Below are 21427 nucleotides of genomic sequence, written 5' to 3' on the forward strand. Positions count from 1 at the left end.
GACACCCAGCTGAAGAGCGGGTGTCTTCGTATGTTTTGTGAGGAAAAGAAGACTAGAGCTTTCTTAAATTAAGTTGCTTCCATTCTTCATACCAGTTTGTTATTTCTGCTGGGGGGCCGATGCTGAGATCTCTGTTAAGCAGCTCTGCTAGCAGGTTGTAGCGCTCCTCGACTGCCGCGCGTTCTCCAATGCTGTTATAAACTTTCATTAGTCCGAAATGGGCCTGCTCGAAATAGGGATACATCTGAACAACCCGCTGGTATACAGTAAGCGCCTCGGGGATTTTATCGCTATTGGTGCAGAACTCCGCCATGCCCATTGCATGATGCAGCCAGATAGATCTTAAGCGCTGCCGTTCACTTTCCGCCCATAAGTAATCATAATCCCCCAAATAGTCTCCTGCATAAAAATCAAATAACTGCTGATGTTCGTGATAATTATCGTGATTAATGGCGGAGAGCGCCTGAATGCCTTTTTCCCATTCTATAACGTCGATAAGCAAGTTGTCTGTCTCTAGGATATATCCTCCTTCGGTACTGACACTGTTAATTTGCAGATCCATTTCAGCTTGTTTCAAACCATTCCGCACCTGGTAAATTGTTGTGTACAGTAAAGTGGAAGCCTTCTTGTATGAGATATTGGGCCATAACATCTCAATGAGATGATTTTTTCCGACAAAACGGTTGCGGTTATGTAGTAAATAAGCGAATAATTCCTGAGACTTTAAGGTGCGCCAGCGGATATTTGGAAGCGGCTGTCCGCAGCGTTCGAACCGGAGCGACTGAAAACTGCGGATCACGGTTTTATTTTCGTGCTTACCGGCAGATTCCTCAATCTTTTGCTCCTCAAGACGCTGAATGGTTTTGAGCAATCGCTCCAGCTTTACAGGCTTCATCAAATAATCCAGTGCATTCAGCTCAAAAGCACCCACAGCATAGTTATTATAGGCGGTCAAAAAGACTATCTTGGTTCGCGGAGACTGTATTTGCAGCAGCTCTGCAACCATCATGCCGTTCAGCCCCGGCATTTCGATATCCAGAAATATGACGTCTGGATTCAACTGTGCAGATGCTTGTACAGCCTTGGCCGGATCCGTATAAGCTCCGACAACGTTAACCATGGGCATTTCGTTCAGCATCAGTTCCAGATTCATTAGGGCCAGATACTCATCGTCTACAAGCAAAGCTTGAATCATTATCATTCACCACCTATTTACAAAATAAGTTGTTTCAGTTAACTTAAAGTTTTTTCGCCACACTGAATGAGACCACAGTTCCTGATTCGACTACGCTCTGCACTCTCAGCGTACTCCCGCAGAATCGTTTTAACCGCCGGTCGGTATTTAACAGACCAATACCCGTTCGGCTGTTTGTCTTTATATCTAGAATATGTTTGAGGGTTTCTTCATCAATCCCCATACCATTATCGGAAACGGAAATCTCGACAGCCTGGCCAATATCGGCTACTCTAATTCGTACTACCCCGCCCTCGGGCCTCTTTAATATGCCATGGGTAACGGCATTATCTACAAGCGGTTGAACAGTCAAAGGAGGAATTTCGACTTGTATGTTATCGTCGATCTCCCATACCACCTGAAGCCTGTCCTGGAATCGCTTTTGCTGGATATACAGATAGGAACGAATAAGACTAAGCTCCCGATCAAGTGTTACAAGGCGGTCAGAGTTTTGGAAATCTATGCCAAGCCTGAAATAGTTGGTGAGTTCATCGATTAAATCATCCATTTTTCCCCGATCGATCTTACTGAGAGCAGATACAGCATTAAACGTATTAATCAGGAAATGAGGTTTGATTTGAGCCTGCAGCAATGCAGCTTCCATCCGCAGTCCTTCATTTACCGATTTTTTGAGATTTGTCAGCGATCTTACTCTGGATTTCAGTTCGGTTGCATTCACTGGTTTGGTTACATAATCATTTGCCCCGGACCGGAATCCCGTTTCAATATCCTTTTCTCGATTACTGGCTGTTAAGAGAAGGACTGGAAGCTCTGCAATAGAAAAACGTTCGCGAATCCGCGCAGTCAGTTCGTAGCCGGACATTATCGGCATGGTTACATCGGAAATGATTAGGTCCCATACGCCTGTTTCCAGCAGCACTAATGCTTCCGCGCCGTTGTTTGCTGAAAACAGATCATAATGCTCATTCACGAAAATTGATTTAAGCACATTTAGATTAACAGGATCATCATCAACAATCATCAATTGTATCCTATCAGTAGACGAAAGGGGATTTAGCTCTGTGTAAGGAGGTTTCGCATCAAGAGAAGCTCTAACATCATTGCTTACAGTACTATTTTCTGGAGCTTCAGGTACCCGTGCAGTAAGCTTTCCAGCAGCTCCATCTGTAGCAAGCTTTAATGTGAAAGTGAAAATTGAGCCGATATTGCTCTCCGACCGTACCTCTATCGTTCCACCATGCATTTCAACAAGCTGCTTACATATGTTAAGCCCCAGGCCAACTCCCCCCCTGAATGAAGTCGAGTCTAAAGGTGCCTGAACGTACGCCTCGAATACTCTGCTCATTGTTTCCGAATCCATCCCCATCCCCGGATCTGCAACCGAAATGCTCGCCCATTCGCCTTTAATTTCGGCATACACTGAAACCTCGCCTGCTTCGGAGTACTTTATAGCGTTATGTAAAAGATTGAACAGAATTTGATTCAATCTATACTCATCAGCAAATACTGGCGGGAAATCTGCCGGTATACAATTAACCAACTGAATAGGCTTGCCCTCTATCATAAAGCGAAGCATATCGAGAACAGTTGAAGCAACGCCATGTACGGAGATAGCCTCAAAGTTTAAATGAATCTGATTTTCCTTAAGTCTGGCGATATCCAGCAGATCGTTCAGCATATAAGACATACGCCGGCCAACCTTGACCAGCAAATGAAGGTCGTTAGCACTGTTTATCCCCAGCTTGTTCTGTTCTCTGTCGAATACCGACTCTGAGAGGTTAATCATACCGTGCAGTGGATTACGTAGTTCATGGGCCACAGTAAACAGAAACTCGTCCTTTTGTTTGTCTGCCTTTTGCAGTATACCTGCCAGCTCCTGAGCGTCCCGTGACACCCCGATAAAGCGCTTGAACCAAAAGGCTGCAATACAAATCATCGCAATGACAAGGTCGAACGGGTATGAAGGTACCTCAATCCGGGCTTTTTCATAAATAAGAAGCCAAATCATACTGCTGATAGCAGCAAGAGCCGCTAGGAACAGAAAAATATTATCTGAAACCTGTTTAACCGTCAATCTGTACATCACATAAGGTGTAAGCAGACAAGGAATGAACATAAGAGCGAAATACAGTATTTCATGATCCTTCACAAGATGTAGAGGCAGAAGGCACACTGCCAGGATTGCAACACAGCACAGAAGATTGTAGAGTCGAACCGCCCGGAGGGGTACCCAGGAAGGAAGCTTGTCCTTAATCAATTGCTGCAAAAAAAATGCACCTGCCAGCATGACGATATAAACAATTTTTTGTCCCCAGATATAGGTGAAGGGAAGCCACTTATACAATAACCTTGCATCGGTTAGTAACGTAGCGAAAATAATACAAACTATCATCATTGAGAAAGAAATCAATTGCTTGTTCCGGGCTCCTAAAATATATAATATAAGTCCGTAAAGGGCATGAAGGGCATAAGCCACACAGGCGATCCAAAGTACATTTTCTTCTATTTTCAAGTTTTTTCTAAGTGCGTTTTCCAGTCCGAATTCAACGGAATGAACAATCCCTCCACTACGAATTTCTTCAAAATTGGAGACTTGTATGATAAGTTCAATTTCTGTCTCATCTTTTAATGAAAAATACATTGTGTAGGGTTTTTCTAGTGGTATGTAGTTGTCTTTGGTCATTCCCGGCTGTCCTGAGTGACCTAGCAGCTGCCGGTTTATGTATACTTCTGACGAACTTTTTATCCTAGTGATGTGGACGCCATAAGACTTTCCCTTGTCTGGGTCTACTCGAATCCTCAAGCGGTAAGTGCCGGACCCATATTTGTCCTTGCCATATAAATCATCCTCTAAATTCCAAGAGGCCGGAACTTGGATCCATTGGCTTGGTGGTTGAGGTTGAGACAATGAACTGCCATTCCTGAAAGGGAGCACACCGGGATAGAATTCCCATTCGCCATTCAGCGGAAGAGAGTGTTCGGTCAGAGAATCCCATCCCCGCAGATCCAGTACTCCTTGTTCCGCAACAGGATAGTTTGCAGCCAGATTAAATTGCAGCCATTCCAAACGTAAGCCGGTTAAGATGGCCATGAATATTATAGATATTAGCCATATTTTAGTTTTCTTCATAATGAACCTCTCATTCGACGTGACAATATGATTCTCCTCTAAAAATGTACTTGAAATTGTAATTGCTCTAATTAAACAGAAAAGAGATCAATGGTATTACTCCGTTGATCTCTTTTTGTTTCGATTTTTTTTGTTGCCTGAACCTTCTGTTCTCCGGCTATTTCAGGGAGACGGGCAGCTTAATCCCATGCAGCATGCCGGCTTGATGATAAGCATAGCAGCGCGGAGCGTTCATGATGCTGACCCTCATTATATTAACATTATTTGAGATTAATGTTACAAATATGTTATACAATCCCAACCAGTAAACGAAAAAGGAGCTCTCCAAAATCCAGGAGCGCTGATCTTATCCTCAGTTATAAATGATTTGAGCGTTCTTCCACGATGGTCCGCCGTATGCGTGTTTCTTCGTATATTGGAGTTTAAAAAAAAGCTTATTTTTCAAATATTAAAATATTCATATATATGTACAGAAACTTTAAATACATATATACTTGAGTCAGCTAAAATGAAGCTCTTGAGATCATTTTTGAAAAAAGAAATAGAATCTTGTCTTCATATTAATTATTAAGATAGGAGGCAAGTTTGTTTGAGCACTGTGAGCATCCTTGTACAGACATATTTGGGGATTGAAAAACGTTATGCAGAACTTATTAACAAATATTCGGGATTAACTTTTCTTGAAGGTTCAACTGCAGTTGTTGAAGGAGGAGCTTATTCTTGGAGTCCCTTAAGTGCAGATGCAGTATCCATCCGAGAGCGCCTATATGCGGATTACATAGACTTAATTGAAATGGCACGAGAGACCCTGCAAAGTAAGGATAGTCCTTATTTTATAACGTATGAAGAGAGTATAGCAGTAACACTAGCTTATTTCGCTCAAGAAGATTTAGTGTTTGCCTCATCGCTGGAAGAAGTTTATAAGATTGTAAAAAGAGAATTAGATCTTCAACGTTCTATCATCTGCTCCATGATGTATGATAGCTGATTTTATTTTATCGGATACAAAAAATGAACCAGCGCGCACGGGTTGCATCCGTGCGCGCTGGTTATTTATATTCTACCCTACACAAATACCTCAGTCCACTCTGCTGCCTGTTCTCTAGCCAGAATGGTAAATTGCTTGGTCAGAAGATTCGCTGCAAGCTTTGCCTCACTAGCTTGATGTTTCCACGTGATTTCCAGCTCATGACTGCTTTTCTCTTGAATGGCAATATCGCCACTGAAGGCAGGGCAGCTGTTTCTGAATTTCAGCAACTGGAACAACTTTTGAACAACGGGGCGTTTGGTCTCAACTTCAATTTCCTCTTTGGTATAATAGTGCCGGTTAATATTGCGTCCTTCCTTCGTGCTCTCCAGCAGTTCAATATCATTCTCTCCGGCCAGCAAGCCTACATAATAGATTTGCGGGATACCCGGTGCAAAACACTGAAGAGCCCTCGCCAGCAGATAGGCCTGATCGTCGTTTCCGAGTGCAGAATAATAAGTGCAATTAATCTGATAAATATCGAGATTGTTGTATGCTTCCGTACTGTAAATTTTCTTAACATTGGCGCCTTGGCTGTAGAGATGTTCACGGGTCATTTCCGCTTCCTCATCCGATAATAAGTCCTTCACATCAACGACTCCGATACCGTCATGAGTATCCAGGGTGGTGAATTGTTTGCGCGGACAAATCTGCAGCCAGTGGGCCAGACGATGGACATTCCCGCTGAACAGCGCATGCAGCACAAGCATCGGGAGCGCAAAATCGTAGACATAATAACCCTGCTCGGCAATCTTCAGCTGAATGCTGTAATGCTCGTGAATTTCCGGCAGCACGGTGATACCGGTTGGATTTACAATATCTTCGGAATACTTGAGCATTTCCCAGATCTCCGGCTCTACAAAAAAGCAGTTCGTTCCAATCTTTTTGTTAGCATAAGCAAAAGCATCTAAGCGGATAATTGAGGCTCCCTTTCCGGCGAGAAAAGTCAGATTGTCCCGGACAAACTTCTTCGTGGTTTCTGTTGTCACATCCAGATCAATTTGCTGCTCATCAAAGGTACACCAGACTTTCTCCGTAGTGCCGTCTTTAAATGTGACTTCAACGTACGGAGCACGGGGCTTGCGTTTATAGATCAGATCGACATCCGCATCTGTGGGTTCGCCGCCGGGCCAGAAGTCCTTATAGCGGATGAACAGATCAGCATATTCCGAATCCTCCTTTTTATCCAGAAAATCCCGGAAATAAGGCGACTGTCTGGAAATGTGATTGATCATAAAGTCGTACATCATATAGAATTTCCCGCTCATCTCTTCAACCTCAGACCATGATCCAAAGGCTTCATCCACTTGGGTATAATCCATGGGTGCAAATCCGCGGTCGCCGGACGAAGGATAGAAGGGCAGTAAATGGACCCCGCCGACCACTCCTTTCAAATGCTCGTCTAATATTTCATTCAATTCTTGTAAATTGCGTCCCAAGCTATCGGCATAGGTGATCAGCATAGCTTCATTTTTGATTTGCATAATAAAATGTTCCTCTCTGCCCTGTAAGTTTTGTTAGCGGGTGATGTTCGTTTCTCGTGTTAATTTCCACATGATGCTTTCATAATCGTCATTCCATAATGCGGGAATAGCAAGCCCGCTGTTCATCAGTTCATCCGCGCCATAGACGCCGCCTTTGTTGCAGGAGTAATCGCTGCTCTCATCCAGACCTTGCAATCGAACCGAGCTCACCCGGCTGTTTGCCTCCGCTCCGGTTCTGAAATAAAAGACTAGCGCTTCGCTTTGGTCGGCGGAAACAAACATCCATGACGTTTCATTCCCTTCAAACGGGCTGAGCAGCCGGTAAAAACCGCCAAATTGGATTAACATCCGGTTTGTTTTATACAGCTCAATTTGCCTCCGAATCTCAGCTTTTTCTTCTTCGCTTAACACGGTTACGTCAAGCTCGTATCCGAAGTTCCCGCTCATGGCGACATGCCCGCGGATGTCCAGTGAAGTGCTGCGGTGGACTTGATGATTCGGAACCGCGGAGACATGGGCACCCATGGAGATAATCGGATAGACAAGGCTTGTTCCATATTGAATCTTCAAGCGGGACACGGCATCTGTGTTATCGCTTGTCCAGGTCTGAGGCATATAATACAGCATGCCTGGATCAAAACGCCCGCCTCCGCCTGAACAGCTTTCGAATAGGACATGCGGGAATGTTGCCGTCAGTTCCTCCATTACTCTATACAAGCCAAGGATATAGCGGTGAGCGGTTTCGCGTTGTCTTACCGGCGGAAGGGTCGCCGAGCCGATCTCTGTCATATGTCTATTCATGTCCCATTTGACATAGGTAATCGGGGCGGACGACAGGATGCCCGAAACCATGGAGATGATTTCGTCGCATACTTCCGTCCGCGAGAAGTCAAGAACCAGCTGGTTGCGTCCCTCTGAACGGTTGCGGCCGGGAACATGCAGACACCAATCAGGATGCATGCGGTACAGCTCACTTTCCTGTGAGACCATTTCCGGCTCGAACCATAAGCCGAATTGCATATCCTTGTCCACGATTCGCCCGGCCAGCCTGTTCAATCCGCCCTCCAGCTTGTTCTCATTGACAAACCAGTCTCCGAGGGAAGACTTATCATCATCGCGTTTGCCAAACCAGCCGTCATCCAAGACAAACAGCTCCATGCCAAGTGAGCTGCCGGCTTCTGCGATCCGTTCAATACTGTCTGCAGTAAAGTCAAAGTAGGTTCCTTCCCAGTTGTTAATCAGAATGGGGCGGACCTGGTCGCGGTATTCCCCGCGGCATAAACGTTCTCTGAACAAACCATGAAACGTCCGGGACATTTCTCCCAACCCATTCGCCGAGTAGACAAGGATCGCTTCAGGACATTGAAATGTCCCGCCAGGCTCAAGTCTCCAGCTGAAGTCAAAATCATTGATCCCCATAGAGACCCTCGTGGTCGAGAACTGATCCACTTCCGCTGAGGCTGTAAAGCTTCCGCTGTACACCAGACTGAATGCAAAGATCTCACCGCATGCTTCTGTAGCTCCTTTTCGTGCCAAGGCAAGAAAGGGATTATGCTGGTGGCTGCTGGCGCCCCGGCGGCTCTCAATAGACTGGATTCCCTTATGCAGCGGTTGTCGTTCAATATGCCGTTCTCTGGCCCAGGCGCCGGGAAGATGTACCATGTCAAAATGGTCATCGCGGAAATCGACATTGGCGCTGAAAGCCCGCAGGACCTGCAAGGGTTCTGCTCCTTTATTCAGCAGCCGGACGGAGCGGGCAATTACATTTCGTCTTTCGTAAACGGTATAAGACAACGTAACGGAGAGATCAAGGATAGGATCCAGCAGATGGATTTGCAGGGTCTGCGCTTCATCTTCGTCTTCCACATAAGTAGCGGGAAGACCGTCTAAGGACGGTTTTCCCTGTATAATCTGATAGGAGATCACCCGCAGATCGGAGACGGTTGTACCATCCATGCCCTGAATTTGATAGGCCGGATTGCGGAAATCAGTGCCTCCGTAAGCCGGATATTCCTGCGGAAGTGTGTCAAGGGAGAACGTGCGGTCATCCGGGTTGGGGTTAGGGGAGAATCCCCGGTCCAAATATTGCAGCGCATTGCTGCCATCATATCGGCGCAGACGTTTGCCCCAATAGAGATGGGCCAGATAGCCCCCATCAATAATTCGCAGTATATAGCTGGTCTCAGCCGCTGTTAAATGGAACGTACGGGATTCGGCATCGAATTGTATACTCATCTGGGCTCACTCCTTTAACGGTTAATTAACGAGGTTCAGCTTTTTACAGCCCCGGCGGATAAGCCGGCAATGAAAAAACGCTGGAGGAAAAGATACAACAGCGTAAGCGGCAGCATGGACATCAGAGATCCGGCGGCTACCCAGCTCAGATTGCTGGTAAACTGGGAGAAAAATGCGGATAAGGCCACTGTCAGTGTATGCATGCTGGACGATTGCAGGAAGAAAAGAGAGAATTGATAGTCATTCCAGATCGAAACCCCTGATAAAATAATCGCCGTCACCGTTACGGGCTGCAGCAGCGGCAAAATGATTTTGAAAAATAGTCCTACTCTGGAGGTTCCGTCAATCATCCCGGCTTCATCCAATTCTTTGGGGATGGTGCTGATAAAACCGGTGTACAAGAAAATGGTCATCGGAAGATTGAAGGTTACATTGAGCAGGATCACACCCCAATACGTATTTAGACCATTCAAGTCCACGATGAACTGGTATAGCGGCACTAACACGGTCAAGGGGGGGACGATCAGCGCGGAAATGAACAGAATATAAACGAATTTATTCAAGCGTGTCTGAAAACGGGACAACGGGTAGGAGGCAAGCGAACCGACAACCAGAATAATGAGAACTGCAAAAAACGTGATGATTATATTATTAATAAAGGCACGGTCCAGATTGGCATATTGCCAAGCATTCTTGAAATTGTCCAGATTGAAATAACCCGGAAGAACCCACTTCGAACTTAAATCACTTTCCTTTTTGAATGCGGTGCTGACTAATAGGTACAGCGGAACAATATGAACTACGCCAATCAGCGCCATCAACGCGATTTGCCACTTATTTATTTTGGGGGTTGCCATTATTATGCATTCTCCTTTCTCCGCAGCAGAATCAATGCAGCTATGCCGATAATGCTAGTAATAAAGAACATTAAGTTACCCATAGATGCCGCGTATCCAGCGTCCTGTCTGGCAAAATACATTTGGTACATCATCGTCGACAGAGACTGTGAGGCGTAGCCGGGACCTCCGTTGGTTAGAGCGATGATTACGTCAAACAGCTTCAGTCCGCCAATGATATTAATGACCACATTGATAGTAATTGACGGGGCTAGCAGGGGGAAGGTGACATTCTTGAAACGCTGCCAAGCGGATGCGCCGTCCAATGAAGCTGCTTCATAATAATCGGGAGAAATGGACTGCAGGCCTGCCAAATAAATAATCATGGCCGTACCGACAAATTGAAAAGTGTTGACCAGTGTAATCAGCCAGACATTCAGCTGCGGATTGGCCAGGAAATTAACCGGATCTTCGCCAAATAGCTTAACCAGATCGTTCAAGGCGCCGCCGTTCATCTGGAAGATAAAATACCAAATGTAACCCATGATCAAAGGGCTGATAATGACCGGCAAATAGATGATTGTTCTAACGATCCCTCTGCCTTTAATGCTCTGGTTCAGCAAAAGCGCGTACAGCAAGCCAAACAAGTTTTGCAGAATTGTGCTGCCCAAACCGTAGGTTAATGTATTTTTGACAACCGTTCCTATATTCGGATCTGTAAATAAGCGTTTATAGTTGGCTAAGCCAACCCAGGCGGAATTTTGCGAATAGCCGTCCCAGTTTGTAAAAGAGATCCGTATGCCGTTCATAAACGGGTAAAAAATAAATGCAGCAAACAAAATCAATGCCGGCACGTACATCATATTGATTCCGAGTAATGATTTCTTCACACAATTCCCTCCTCTATGAGGAATAGAGAGCCCTCTCTTCAGTGAGGACTCTCTGTTCCTGCTCTATATCTATTTCTGCTGAGCTTTTAGCCGTTCTACTTCTGACTTCATATTCTCGCTGTATTTCTTAGCGGTGATATTTCCGGCCAACAATTCCTGGGCGTTCGTAATCATTACATCCCACATGCCGTTAGGAAGGTAGATCCGGTCAAAATAAGGCAGTACTTTAGTGTCTTTATATTGATCATAGTAATCACTGAAAGCGCCACCGCCGGATACATCCTTGAGGGCGGCTGGAGAAAGGGTGGCATCAGATACTTTCTTGACATTGTCCGGCTGTGCCATATAATTCAGGAAATCTTTCGTTTGCTCTGGATAATTGGTGTCCTTCCATGCCCCCAGTGCAAGGCGCTCGCCTCCGGCAAAGGTAGGCTCGTCGCCTGCAGCAATAGCCGGCAGCGGAGCGATTCCCATTTTCACATCAGGATTGATCTTTTGGATATCTGCATAGGACGAAGGAGTGTGGAACGCAAATGCCAGCTTGTCTTCAGCGAAAAGGCGGGCTTCATCCGCATATTTTGCCGTCAGCAAGTCGTTGTTCGTATAGCCCTTGTCATATATTTCCTTGAATTTCTCAGGCAGATAGGTCCATTTATTCCAGTCGAAGGTGCCGTCAAGAAGTGCCTGGGCTTCATTCTGCGGCGGAGTAATCAGAAGCGGATTTGCCATCATATCAAAGAACTGGCCGATGGTCCAAGGATCAAGCCCGGAGAAGAACATCGGAATGACTTCGCCTTTGCTTTCTGTTTTGATTTTTTCAGCGGAAGCCAGCAGCTCATCCAGGGTAGCCGGCGGCGTCACACCGTATTTCTCAAGTACATTAACATTATAGAAAAGGCCGTCTTTCGCTTCGTTGAGCGGCAGCGCGTAGACTTTACCGCTTTCATCCGTAAGCGTGGGTTTGATCGTATCTGTCATTTTTGCTGCCCAAGGTTCGTTTTTAAGATCCATGGTGTAATCCCCGTAACGGAGCTTGGCCCAGCCATGGGTATCGAAAATATCCGGCAATTCGTTGGAGGCCATTTTCATTTTCATAATACTTTCATAGTTGGAGCCTGGAAATTGAACCTCAATTTGTGTCTCCGGATGTTCCGTTTGATAGTTCGCTACAATTTCCTGGATGACATCCCGCACACCCTGTTCACCTACGGTCAGCATCATGGTCAGCTTGACGTTTTCTGCTGCACCTTCCACATTCTTGTTTTCGTTATTGCTGCAGGCAGCTAGTCCGAGACAGAGACCGGCGGCCAGTACAGAACTTAGATATTTCTTCTTCATTTTTTTCATCCCCCAATTATTAATTAACGCGCTTACATACAAAAGAATAGCATTTATAAAAGCGCTAACAAATGACACCATTCTACGATTTATGCGCTCATTTCTCGAATTGACTTCTTGTTGTACTTTCCTTATTCTTGTTGTAGTAAAGGAGGGGCTTTCCATGAAACTGCATACGCTGCGATCCAAATTAACCCTTTCTTACGCGTTGATCATTGCCATCCCCGTGGCGATTATCATGGTTTGCATGCCGGCTTATTATCAGTACCTATTGGAACGGGAGACCGAAGCGCTGACGCGGAACACGCTTACCTCCATGACTGAACATATTGTGACCTATCTGGAACAGTTAGAGCAAATCACTTATCTTCCCTATTTTAGCCCGGAATTAATGCAAGCATTGATTACTAAGAATACTTCTGATTATTCTTCCAATACCGATTCCGTCAAATACCCGGTGGAGCTATCCTTAAATACCTTCCTGCCGGCATTTCTGCTGACCTACGGCAACAATTTATCAGCCGCCTTGCTGCTGACTCAGAATGGTGACGTCTACAGCCAGACCAACGGTCTGTCGGATGTTGTTGAAGATTATCCGTTTTTTGATCAGCCGTGGTATCTTCAAACGGTACAGGCGGATGGCAAAGCAACCTTTATTAGCACCCACCATCAGGATTATTTTACAGCCCCGCTGACCAAACGTGTATTTTCCGTAGCCCGCGTTATTAAAGATCCTGAATCCCTTCGTCCGCTGGCTGTCATTATGGCTGATGCGGAGACAAGCTTGCTGGACGAGATTGTGATCAAGGATTTTGGCGTGCGGTCCATTAGTGCCATTCTTAATGAAAAGGGAGAGGTCTTTTATTCCACGGCCCCTTTGTCAGAGCACATTCTCCAGGAGATCTCCAGTGCAGGGGTATCTCAGGTTAAAGATTCCGGAGAATCTTATGTCGTCATCTCCAAACCGATTCGCCAGGCCAATTGGAAAATGGTTGCCCTGCTTTCGAAATCAGAGCTGAGGGAAAAGGTGGAATGGATGTATATTGTAGGGCTGCTATTCGCCTTTATCGGCCTGCTGCTCACATTGCTGCTGCTTCGTTATGTTTCGCGCTGGATTGTGGGTCCCTTTCTTCAAATGAAACAGGCGATGAAGCAGGTGGAAAGAGGGGATTTCCAGGTCCGGCTGGAGCCCGTCGGCAAAGACGAAATCGCCAGTCTGGGATACTCCTTTAACCATATGATTGACACCATTAACGAGCTGATCCAAAAAGAATACGTCGCCGTCTTGAATGAAAAGGAGATGAGATTCCGGGCGTTGCAAGCCCAGATTGAGCCGCATTTTCTGTTCAATACGTTAAATGGATTTTTCGCGCTGAACAGGATCGGCGAGAAGAAAAAACTGGAGGAGGCCATCCTTTCTCTCAGCTCGCTGCTGCGATATACGCTTGTTCAGGAAAATTGGACTACCATAGGGGAAACCTTTACTTTTCTGCACAAATATTGCGGCTTGCAGAAATTGCGCTTTGATGAACGTCTGGAGTTCAGCCTGCAGTTCGATCCGCGGATTTCAGAATTCAAGATTCCGAAACTGCTGCTTCAGCCACTGGTCGAGAATGCGATTATTCACGGGATTGAACCTTCAGCCATGCCCTGCCGCCTTGTTGTCAATGCGGGTCTGGAGCAGGAGGGCGAAGATTGCCTAATCATAAAAATAGAAGATAGCGGAGTGGGGTTCCTGGAACCAGCCGCTGAATTAGAGGATAGCATTGGACTGCGTAATGTGCAGGAGCGTTTGAAATTTGCTTATCCGTCCGCTGCCTTTGATATTCACAGCTCGCCCGGAATGGGGACCACCGTGACCATTCGAATACCGCTTAAGGATGTGGAGAAATGAGAGTGCTTGTTGCAGATGATGAGAAGCTATCCAGAGTCTCATTGATCAGCATGCTGGAGGAATCGGAGCGCGACATTTCAATTGCCGGTGAGGCAACCAACGGGGAGGACCTGCTGAATGCTTTGTCAAAAATGCAGCCCGATGTAGCTTTTGTCGATATCCGAATGCCCAAAATGAACGGACTGGAAGCGATTGAACACGGCCGCAAGCTTTCACCCCATACCCAATGGGTCATTTTGTCGGGTTTCTCCGAGTTTGATTATGCCCGCAAGGCGCTTAGCCTGGGAGCCTTTATGTATTTATTAAAGCCTCTGGGGATGGAGGAGCTGGGATCGGTCCTGGATTCACTTTTTACTAAGCTTGATCAGACCTACCAAAGGCTTGACGACGAATTTGAGCATTACCTGCTGGCAGCTTTGACTAACGGGCAGTCCCCCGGCTTGGCAGAATTCATCTCCGAAGCCCGTTATACGAAATATAAAGTGTTACTGATTGCGACAGATACCCATGCGTTCCCGGGACAAATGGAACAAGCCAAGCGCCGTTTATACAGTGCAATTCAGGAGACAGTCAGTGGATGGTCCACTTTAACTTGCCGTGTGGCAATATTTACGCTGACTAGCGGGGAAACGGCGGTGGCGATGTGTTGGCAGGAGGGGAATCCTAAAGACGGCGTGAAGATGGAAGCGATTACTGACAGCATATATCACCGAATAAACCGTCTGACAGACCAAAGAATTGCCTATACTCAGGTTGATAGCAGCATATATGCAAATATTGGCGGCATGCTGGCAGGTCTGCAGGACATTCGCCGGTTGCTGCCGCTGCGTGCCGTCATAGGAATTAACCACAGATTTTCGCTTGAAGAACTTCAGAAGCAGCCTCCTGCAGCAGCTCATATGGGACTTGTATTAACCAAGCTGGTCGATGATTATCATCACCATCTCTATATGGATTACTGTTGGGAGCTGGAAGAAATTACGACCCTGTTAAGGACGGAACAACACTCCAAGCAACAAATAAAGCATATGCGGAGTTTTATTCAATATGGAATGAATGATAGTGCTGAGCTTGAAACTGTTGAGCTGACGGCCCTGCTTACCCGCCATGCGGATAAGCTGTTAACGGACAAGAAAAAACTGGAGGGCGAGCCTCCGGATATGATCTCAGAAGTGATCTATTCTATTGAACAACATTATGCCAGCGATATCTCCATTGCCCAGTTGGCGGAGAGGCTAAGAATCACACCTAATTATCTGAGCTCTACCTTCCACAAGAAGACAGGGACCACATTTACGAAATATTTGACTCGTCTGCGGATTCACCGGGCCAAGGAGCTTTTAAGTACGACCAACCTTCCGGTAAAAGATATCGCCCTGCAAGTGGGATATTACAGCACCAGGCATTTCGTCAAATTATTTATAGAATCCGAAGGCTGCTACCCGACAGAATACAAGAAGCAGGCTCGGTTATAGGTTAGCATGTACACACCCATCACGCCGCAGAGCTGAAATGAACAGGTAATGTTTTGCGCTTTCTGGGTAATAATTGATATGCATTTGGATAACCTATCCATAACCCGGAAGAAATGAGGCGATAAGCATGTCTAATTTGAACAACAGTCATCAGGAAGCTGTCGAGACGGTTAGAGATTTGATCAAAGGCATTGATACGGCCATGTTAACAACGATATCGGCCGAAGGACTGGTATCCCGTCCCATGAAGACACAGGAAGTCGAGTTCGATGGAGATTTATGGTTTCTTACCAAGAAGGATACCAGCAAATTCGAGGAAATTCTTCATGACCCGAGGGTTAATGTCATATACGCTGATAAATCCTATGTCTCCATCCGTGGAACAGCCAAGCTCGTGCAGGATGTGGAGAAGAAAAAAGAATTTTGGAATCCAGGCTACGATGCTTTTCTCCAAACCAGCTATGATGACCCCGACGTGATTCTGATCCGGGTCCAAGCTGAAGCGGCTGAATATTGGAAGAGCGGCAATCTGGCTGAGAAAGTGACTTACCTGTTTAAACGGCTAACGAAGCAGGATACGGAGCAATCGAATCTCAATGAGACGATTGATTTGAAGTAGGAGTCCGTGGCGATAATCACACAATGCATAAATAGCCTGATCTGCAAATAAAGCCGCTGGGAATTTTCCCGGCGGCTTTTTGCCGGATTATTCCGCCTTTTCCTTCCCTTGAGCGAGAAGCTTATCGGCCGCCTGCTGCTGCCGGTATTGTCCGGGAGTCAGCCCCGTCCGGCTCTTAAACATCTTATTGAAATAGCTTACGTTCGCATATCCGATTTCCCGGCAGATCTCCTCAATAGAAAGGTCGAGCTGCTTCAATAGCTCCATAGCCCGCTTCATGCGAAGCTGGATCAAATAATCGTTGACGGTCATCCCTGTGGACTCCTTGAAGATACGGCTTAAGTAGGATGAGCTGCGCTGAACATATTCGGCTACCGTGTCCACAGAAATATTATTATTGAAGTTCGCATCCATATAGTCTGTTGCCAGCTGCAGGGTCACATCCGTCATCTTGGAACGTTTCTCCTTGTGGTAGGTGATGATCCTGCCGCACATGTCCAGCAGGCACTCTTCCATATCGGACAGGGTCTCGGCACGCGCCAGTACATCTGCGTAAGCCGGTCTGTCCCCGAACACTGCGGACATATCGCCCCGGGTCTGGACAAGTGTCTTCATAATTTCCCCGCTCAGCTGGAAGAACAGCTGCTGGATATTGGCCTTCCCCAGCTTCTTGTCAATCACGGTCCGGGTGATCTGCCGAACGGCATTGAAGCATTCCTCTTTATCCGTCTGCAGCAGCGCCTGCAGCAGTTTTGTTTCCAGCTCGTAGGGATAATAATAAGCCTCTTCTTCTGATTTCCAGTCGGCGAGAATGTCATAGGACAGTATTTCGCCTTTGCCGATGTACATTTTCAGATTCAGAGCTTCCAAAGTATTCTCGTATGCCAAACGGACCTTTTCTTCTCCCTTGTAAATTGGACTGACGGCGAAGGTCGCGTTCATGCTGTACCGGCTCAGCAGAAGCTGCTTCAGCTTCTTGGCTTGCTCCAGCGGGAATTCGTCGTCGCCCGGAGGAACAGTCAGGAGAATCACCGTCCGCTTCTCATCCTTGGCGAAGATTTCACCATTGATATCGCCTCCCAGCTCTTCCATCAGCCCGTAGCGGAACAGGTGGAATTGGAGGTTACCATCCGGTCCGTTCAACGGATAAGGCTCCTCCAGCTCAAGGGTCAGCACGGCAAACCGGGTGAAGTCCAGCCGGAGCCCCAGCAGCTCTGCCGCCTGATCTGTACTGCCTCCCTGGATGAGGTCGTTCAAATACTTCTCCTTGATCGCTGTCCGGTTATCGGTAAGAAGGGAATCGACCTTCCCCTTCTCCGTCATCAGCGTCTCCCAGTTGCGGGCCAGCTGATCAAAGATATGACGGATGAAGCCGGCTTCGTCACCGGCAGGCAGTTGGGGGGATTCTCCGTCCTTCTGACTGGCTTGGGAGCCGCCGATATAGGAAATTACACTTTGGAGCGGCCGATACAATCTTCTGGACAGGAAAAAGGATAAGGTGAACGCGGCTATAAGGTATGCCGCTGCAACCGTGATGACAATGACCTTGATCCGGTCCATCCCCTGCAGAAGAGCGGAACGTTTGGTAATGTCCACGAATCTCCAGCCGGTCAGCTCCGAGGTTGTGTAGGAGACGATCCGGTCGGAATCATCAATGTAGAAGCCGCTTGCCCCGGTCAGCCTGTCGGGGTCCAGCTGTTGAAGCAGGGATTCCCCGGCAGCAGCATCGGAATAGAGCAGCTCGGAATCCGGCCCTAAGACAAGGGTGTTGCCTTTTTTATTATGATAATGGCTTAAATAATCGTCGAATAGCAGTTGAAGCTTCAAATTCATGACGATGGCACCGTTCACTTGACCGATTAAAGGCATTTTTTGAAGCAGGCTGGCGGCAGGGTGATCCGGGGAGAAGCCGTCTTGCCGGCCGGTAACCCAGATTGTGCGGCTGTCAGAAGGCTTATTCCAGACCTCAATCCAAGAGGTGTCCACGAAGGTGGAGATGGGTGATGCCTTGATCTCGGGACGCGAGGTCAGGATAAGCTCCAAGGGGGCGTAATATAAATAGATGGAATCGATGTAGGGGCTGACCTTCTTCTGTTCTTCCACGAAGCCGGTGAGATCAATGAGGGAGCTGACGCTTAACTTGCTGCCGTTCGTATGATACAGGTAGGATTGGGTCGTAATCATGCCGGTGGCGGCATATTTGATGGCGGTCAGTTCCTTGTGGATGAGCTCCTGCTGCTGTGTCAATATGGATTCGTTGTACGCAATGGCGTTCTGAATGTTATTGTCCGCTGAAATGGAGTAAGTAATGGTGGAAATGAGAATGACGGTGATCACGGCAATAGCAGTGAAGGATAGAAGCAGCTTGACGAACATCGTATTATGTTTGATCGAGCGGTTTCTCAGCAAGGCACTCACTCCACTTCTCTAAGATGATTACGCTTACATATTTAACCAGCAACTCAGCGAGGTACAGGGGGATTATATCACAGATGGGTTTTCCGGCAAGGGGAAGACCGAAAAACATATAAAAAAAAGAAAAACATAATCCGCTTTCTGGGACAGAAATGGCCAAAAACATAAAAAGAAGCGAAAGAGAGGATTGTGTACTTGGTCAGAGCAGGCTATCGTAAATGTTGTAACCGCTACCATAACCCCGGCCGGGAGCTATCGTCAGGATGCGGTCCAATACAGTTTCGATTAGGGGGACATTCATGTGCAGACAAAACTTAAGAAACTAGGCAATGTCATGATGCCGGTGATCGTTGTGGCAGGCTTGCTTGCCGGGTGCGGCAATGGCGGAGATAACGGGAACAGCGCAAACAACGGAAAGAACGCGGCTTCGCCAGAAGCAAGCAAGAGCACAAACACCGCAAATACCGAAAAAGCGGCGGCAAAGCCGGTGGAGATTACATGGGGTATCCACTTCCAGGCTCAGGGAGTTGTAGAGGACTCCGCTGTTCAGAAGTGGCTTGAAGAGAAATTTAATGTAAAGATCAAACCGGTGAAAGTGACCGATGCCAGCATCGCATCCGGAGAGATTCCTGACATCTTCATGCTTGGCGATCCCTCCAACGTGACGGCGTATATGAATCAGGGTGTTCTAATGGACATTGATCCGAACATGCTGAAGGAAAAAATGCCGGAGTATTCCAAAGATATTGAAAAAAATAACGCGCTGTTTCAAACCGTTACTGTAGACGACAAGTTATGGGCCATCCCAATGTTTATTGATCTGAAGCCATATGATCTGGCGATGCTTTGGCGCAAGGATTGGCTGGATAAGGTAGGCATCACAAAGGCTCCGGAGACACTGGAGGAGTTCGAGAAGGCAGTCTATGCATTTGCTGAGAAGGATCCGGACGGAAATGGCAAAAAAGATACCTACGGCTTGACGGGTACGGCGACTTCCACCTGGTCATCCGGCTTCTATTCTATCTTCGGTGCGTTCGGCGTGGAACCGACCATGTGGCACGAGAAGAACGGAGAACTGATGAACGGCTCCGTGATGCCGGAAACGAAGGAAGCGCTGGCCAAACTTCGGCAGTGGTATGCCGACGGGGTCATTGACCCTGAGTTTATCACGGATACACAGGATTCCTACCGCAAGAAGCTTTACAATAACCGGATTGGTGTCATTGAGGAGCAGATTGCCAAAGGTGCGCTCCCGACTTCGGGAACTGTGACGGAAATGAAGTCTTTGAATCCTAATTCGGAGCTGGTCTTCGCTAAGAATCCTAAGGGACCCGGCGGTGACGGTTCTTGGGACTGGGGAGTGAAGAGCAACTTTGTCGTCATCAGCAACAAAGTGAAGGATCAACCGGAAAAGCTTGAGAAGCTGTTCGAAATACTGAGAGCAGAAAGCAGTGACGAAGAAACCATCAACATGACCAGCCTCGGGGTGAAGGGTACTCATTGGGACTTCGTTGAGAGCGGAGCCACCTCTGGAGCCACTACGTTCCTGACTGGCTTCGAGAAGCAGGAAGCACGCGATCAGATCGGCGTTAGGCTCTTCTCTTTCGGTAACATCACGACGCAGGCTTACCGTGAGAAATACTCTAATCCGGATTTGAATGAAGCTATCAAAACCTACTCCTCCGCTCCAAATATGACGGATGCGCTGCTCTTCTCGGCGCTGCCTTCCGATGGCAAATACAAGAACGACCTGACTTCGCTGATGCAAAAATATTTCGCCCAAATCATCAGCGGTGAAATTCCACTCGATGACTTCGATAAGTTCGTTACAGAGTGGAAATCCAGAGGCGGCGATGAGTTGACTAAAGAAGCTAATGCGATGTACCAGGCTCAATTTAAAAAATAAATAAATCCGGTTACGGTGATTCCGCAAGTGCAAAAAAAGGTTCTTGCGGAATGGCCGGTCGGGGTTTCAGGGGAGTGCAGTATGAAAACCATAAGAAAGCATGGAGAACTAATGGCTTTGTTTCTGTTTGCCTTTATCTTCTTCGTCATCTTTAAATATGGTCCGCTCTACGGCGTGATCATTGCCTTCAAGGATTTCCGGGTTGTGGATGGAATATGGGGAAGTCCCTGGGTGGGCTTCCAACACTTTCAGGAATTGTTTCATAGCAGCGACTTTTACCGTCTCCTTAAAAATACGCTCCTTCTGAACATGTACCAGCTGATCTTTGCTTTTCCTGCACCGATCATTCTGGCAATACTCCTGAACGAAGTCCGCTCCCGCGGCTTCCAGAGATTTATTCAGACAACTATGTATTTGCCCCATTTCGTATCTTGGGTAATCATGTCTGGGCTTCTTATCTATTTTCTATCGCCAACTACCGGAGTTGTAGCTCAAATCGTAGGCTGGTTCGGAATGGAACCCGTTTTCTTCATGGGCAAGAAAGAATATTTCCGGAGCATCATCGTAGGTTCCTCCATCCTGAAGGATCTGGGCTGGGGTTCAATCATTTATTTTGCAGCTTTGTCGGGAATCAACCCCGAAATTCAGGAATCAGCCATTATTGACGGAGCGAACCGCTGGCAGCGGATCATCCGGATCAATATTCCTTCGATCATGCCTACCATTTCGATCATGTTCATCTTGAGTCTCGGCGGGTTCTTAAGTGCAAATTTCGAACAAATCATTAACCTGCTGAATCCGGTCACTTTCGAAACCGGCGATGTCATTGACACTTATGTCTATCGGGTGGGGCTGCAGCAGTTCCAATACAGCTACACGGCGGCTATCGGTCTGTTCAAATCATTTGTGGGGCTGCTGCTCATTCTGGGCGCCAATCTGACCGTGAGGAAAATGAGCCAAGGGGAGAACGGATTATGGTAGAA

14 protein-coding genes are annotated in these 21427 nt (G+C 47.0%); 6 read left to right on the top strand and 8 right to left on the bottom strand.

The window, feature by feature from the left end; genetic code table 11:
* Positions 1–52 precede the first annotated feature (52 nt).
* Positions 53–1195 carry a response regulator gene (locus NST99_RS07920; protein ID WP_341090904.1) on the bottom strand — a complete coding sequence of 381 codons (1143 nt, stop codon included), beginning with the start codon at positions 1193–1195 and terminating at the stop codon, positions 53–55.
* A 43-nt stretch (positions 1196–1238) separates the two neighbouring features.
* On the bottom strand, positions 1239–4325 hold the full coding sequence (locus NST99_RS07925; RefSeq protein WP_341090905.1) for a hybrid sensor histidine kinase/response regulator: 3087 nt from the start codon (positions 4323–4325) through the stop codon (positions 1239–1241).
* A gap of 589 nt (positions 4326–4914) precedes the next feature.
* On the opposite strand from NST99_RS07925, the gene NST99_RS07930 reads away from it, so the two are divergent.
* The gene (locus tag NST99_RS07930; protein ID WP_341090906.1) at positions 4915–5313 is read left to right on the top strand and encodes a hypothetical protein; all 399 of its coding nucleotides are present in this window, start codon (positions 4915–4917) and stop codon (positions 5311–5313) included.
* A gap of 77 nt (positions 5314–5390) precedes the next feature.
* Here the strand turns inward: NST99_RS07930 and gtfA are convergent, their stop codons facing one another.
* The 5 genes from gtfA to NST99_RS07955 form a co-directional block, all read right to left on the bottom strand.
* A complete protein-coding gene (gene gtfA / locus NST99_RS07935) occupies positions 5391–6836 on the bottom strand; it encodes a sucrose phosphorylase (RefSeq protein ID WP_341090908.1) in 1446 nt (481 codons plus the stop codon).
* 33 nt (positions 6837–6869) lie between these two features.
* Complete coding sequence (locus NST99_RS07940; RefSeq protein ID WP_341090909.1) at positions 6870–9071, bottom strand: alpha-galactosidase; 2202 nt, start codon at positions 9069–9071, stop codon at positions 6870–6872.
* A 35-nt stretch (positions 9072–9106) separates the two neighbouring features.
* Entirely contained in the window at positions 9107–9928 is an 822-nt protein-coding gene (locus tag NST99_RS07945) for a carbohydrate ABC transporter permease (RefSeq protein WP_341090910.1), read from the bottom strand.
* A 2-nt stretch (positions 9929–9930) separates the two neighbouring features.
* Positions 9931–10770: a carbohydrate ABC transporter permease gene (locus NST99_RS07950; RefSeq protein WP_341097588.1), complete on the bottom strand. Its 840-nt coding sequence runs from the start codon at positions 10768–10770 to the stop codon at positions 9931–9933.
* A gap of 96 nt (positions 10771–10866) precedes the next feature.
* Positions 10867–12135, bottom strand: coding sequence for an ABC transporter substrate-binding protein (locus NST99_RS07955; RefSeq protein ID WP_341090912.1), 1269 nt, complete (start codon positions 12133–12135; stop codon positions 10867–10869).
* A 163-nt stretch (positions 12136–12298) separates the two neighbouring features.
* Between NST99_RS07955 and NST99_RS07960 the strand changes: the two genes are divergently transcribed.
* From NST99_RS07960 to NST99_RS07970, 3 genes are all read left to right on the top strand, one after another.
* Positions 12299–14029 (top strand): cache domain-containing sensor histidine kinase, encoded by a 1731-nt coding sequence (locus tag NST99_RS07960; protein ID WP_341090913.1) that lies wholly within the window; start codon positions 12299–12301, stop codon positions 14027–14029.
* Positions 14026–15504, top strand: a complete 1479-nt coding sequence (locus NST99_RS07965; RefSeq protein WP_341090915.1) for a response regulator — start codon at positions 14026–14028, stop codon at positions 15502–15504. Before NST99_RS07960 ends, NST99_RS07965 begins: the two co-directional genes overlap by 4 nt.
* Before the next feature lie 127 nt (positions 15505–15631).
* Positions 15632–16123: a pyridoxamine 5'-phosphate oxidase family protein gene (locus tag NST99_RS07970; RefSeq protein WP_076110475.1), complete on the top strand. Its 492-nt coding sequence runs from the start codon at positions 15632–15634 to the stop codon at positions 16121–16123.
* Between the two features lie 87 nt (positions 16124–16210).
* Here NST99_RS07970 and NST99_RS07975 read toward each other — a convergent pair whose 3' ends face one another.
* Complete coding sequence (locus NST99_RS07975; RefSeq protein ID WP_341090917.1) at positions 16211–18532, bottom strand: helix-turn-helix domain-containing protein; 2322 nt, start codon at positions 18530–18532, stop codon at positions 16211–16213.
* A 307-nt stretch (positions 18533–18839) separates the two neighbouring features.
* On the opposite strand from NST99_RS07975, the gene NST99_RS07980 reads away from it, so the two are divergent.
* Both NST99_RS07980 and NST99_RS07985 read left to right on the top strand, forming a co-directional pair.
* On the top strand, positions 18840–20444 hold the full coding sequence (locus tag NST99_RS07980; RefSeq protein WP_341090919.1) for an extracellular solute-binding protein: 1605 nt from the start codon (positions 18840–18842) through the stop codon (positions 20442–20444).
* 81 nt (positions 20445–20525) lie between these two features.
* The gene (locus NST99_RS07985) at positions 20526–21425 is read left to right on the top strand and encodes an ABC transporter permease (RefSeq protein ID WP_341090920.1); all 900 of its coding nucleotides are present in this window, start codon (positions 20526–20528) and stop codon (positions 21423–21425) included.
* Positions 21426–21427 lie beyond the last annotated feature (2 nt).

Source organism: Paenibacillus sp. FSL L8-0470 (genome assembly GCF_038008625.1).
Taxonomy (GTDB): domain Bacteria; phylum Bacillota; class Bacilli; order Paenibacillales; family Paenibacillaceae; genus Paenibacillus_AQ.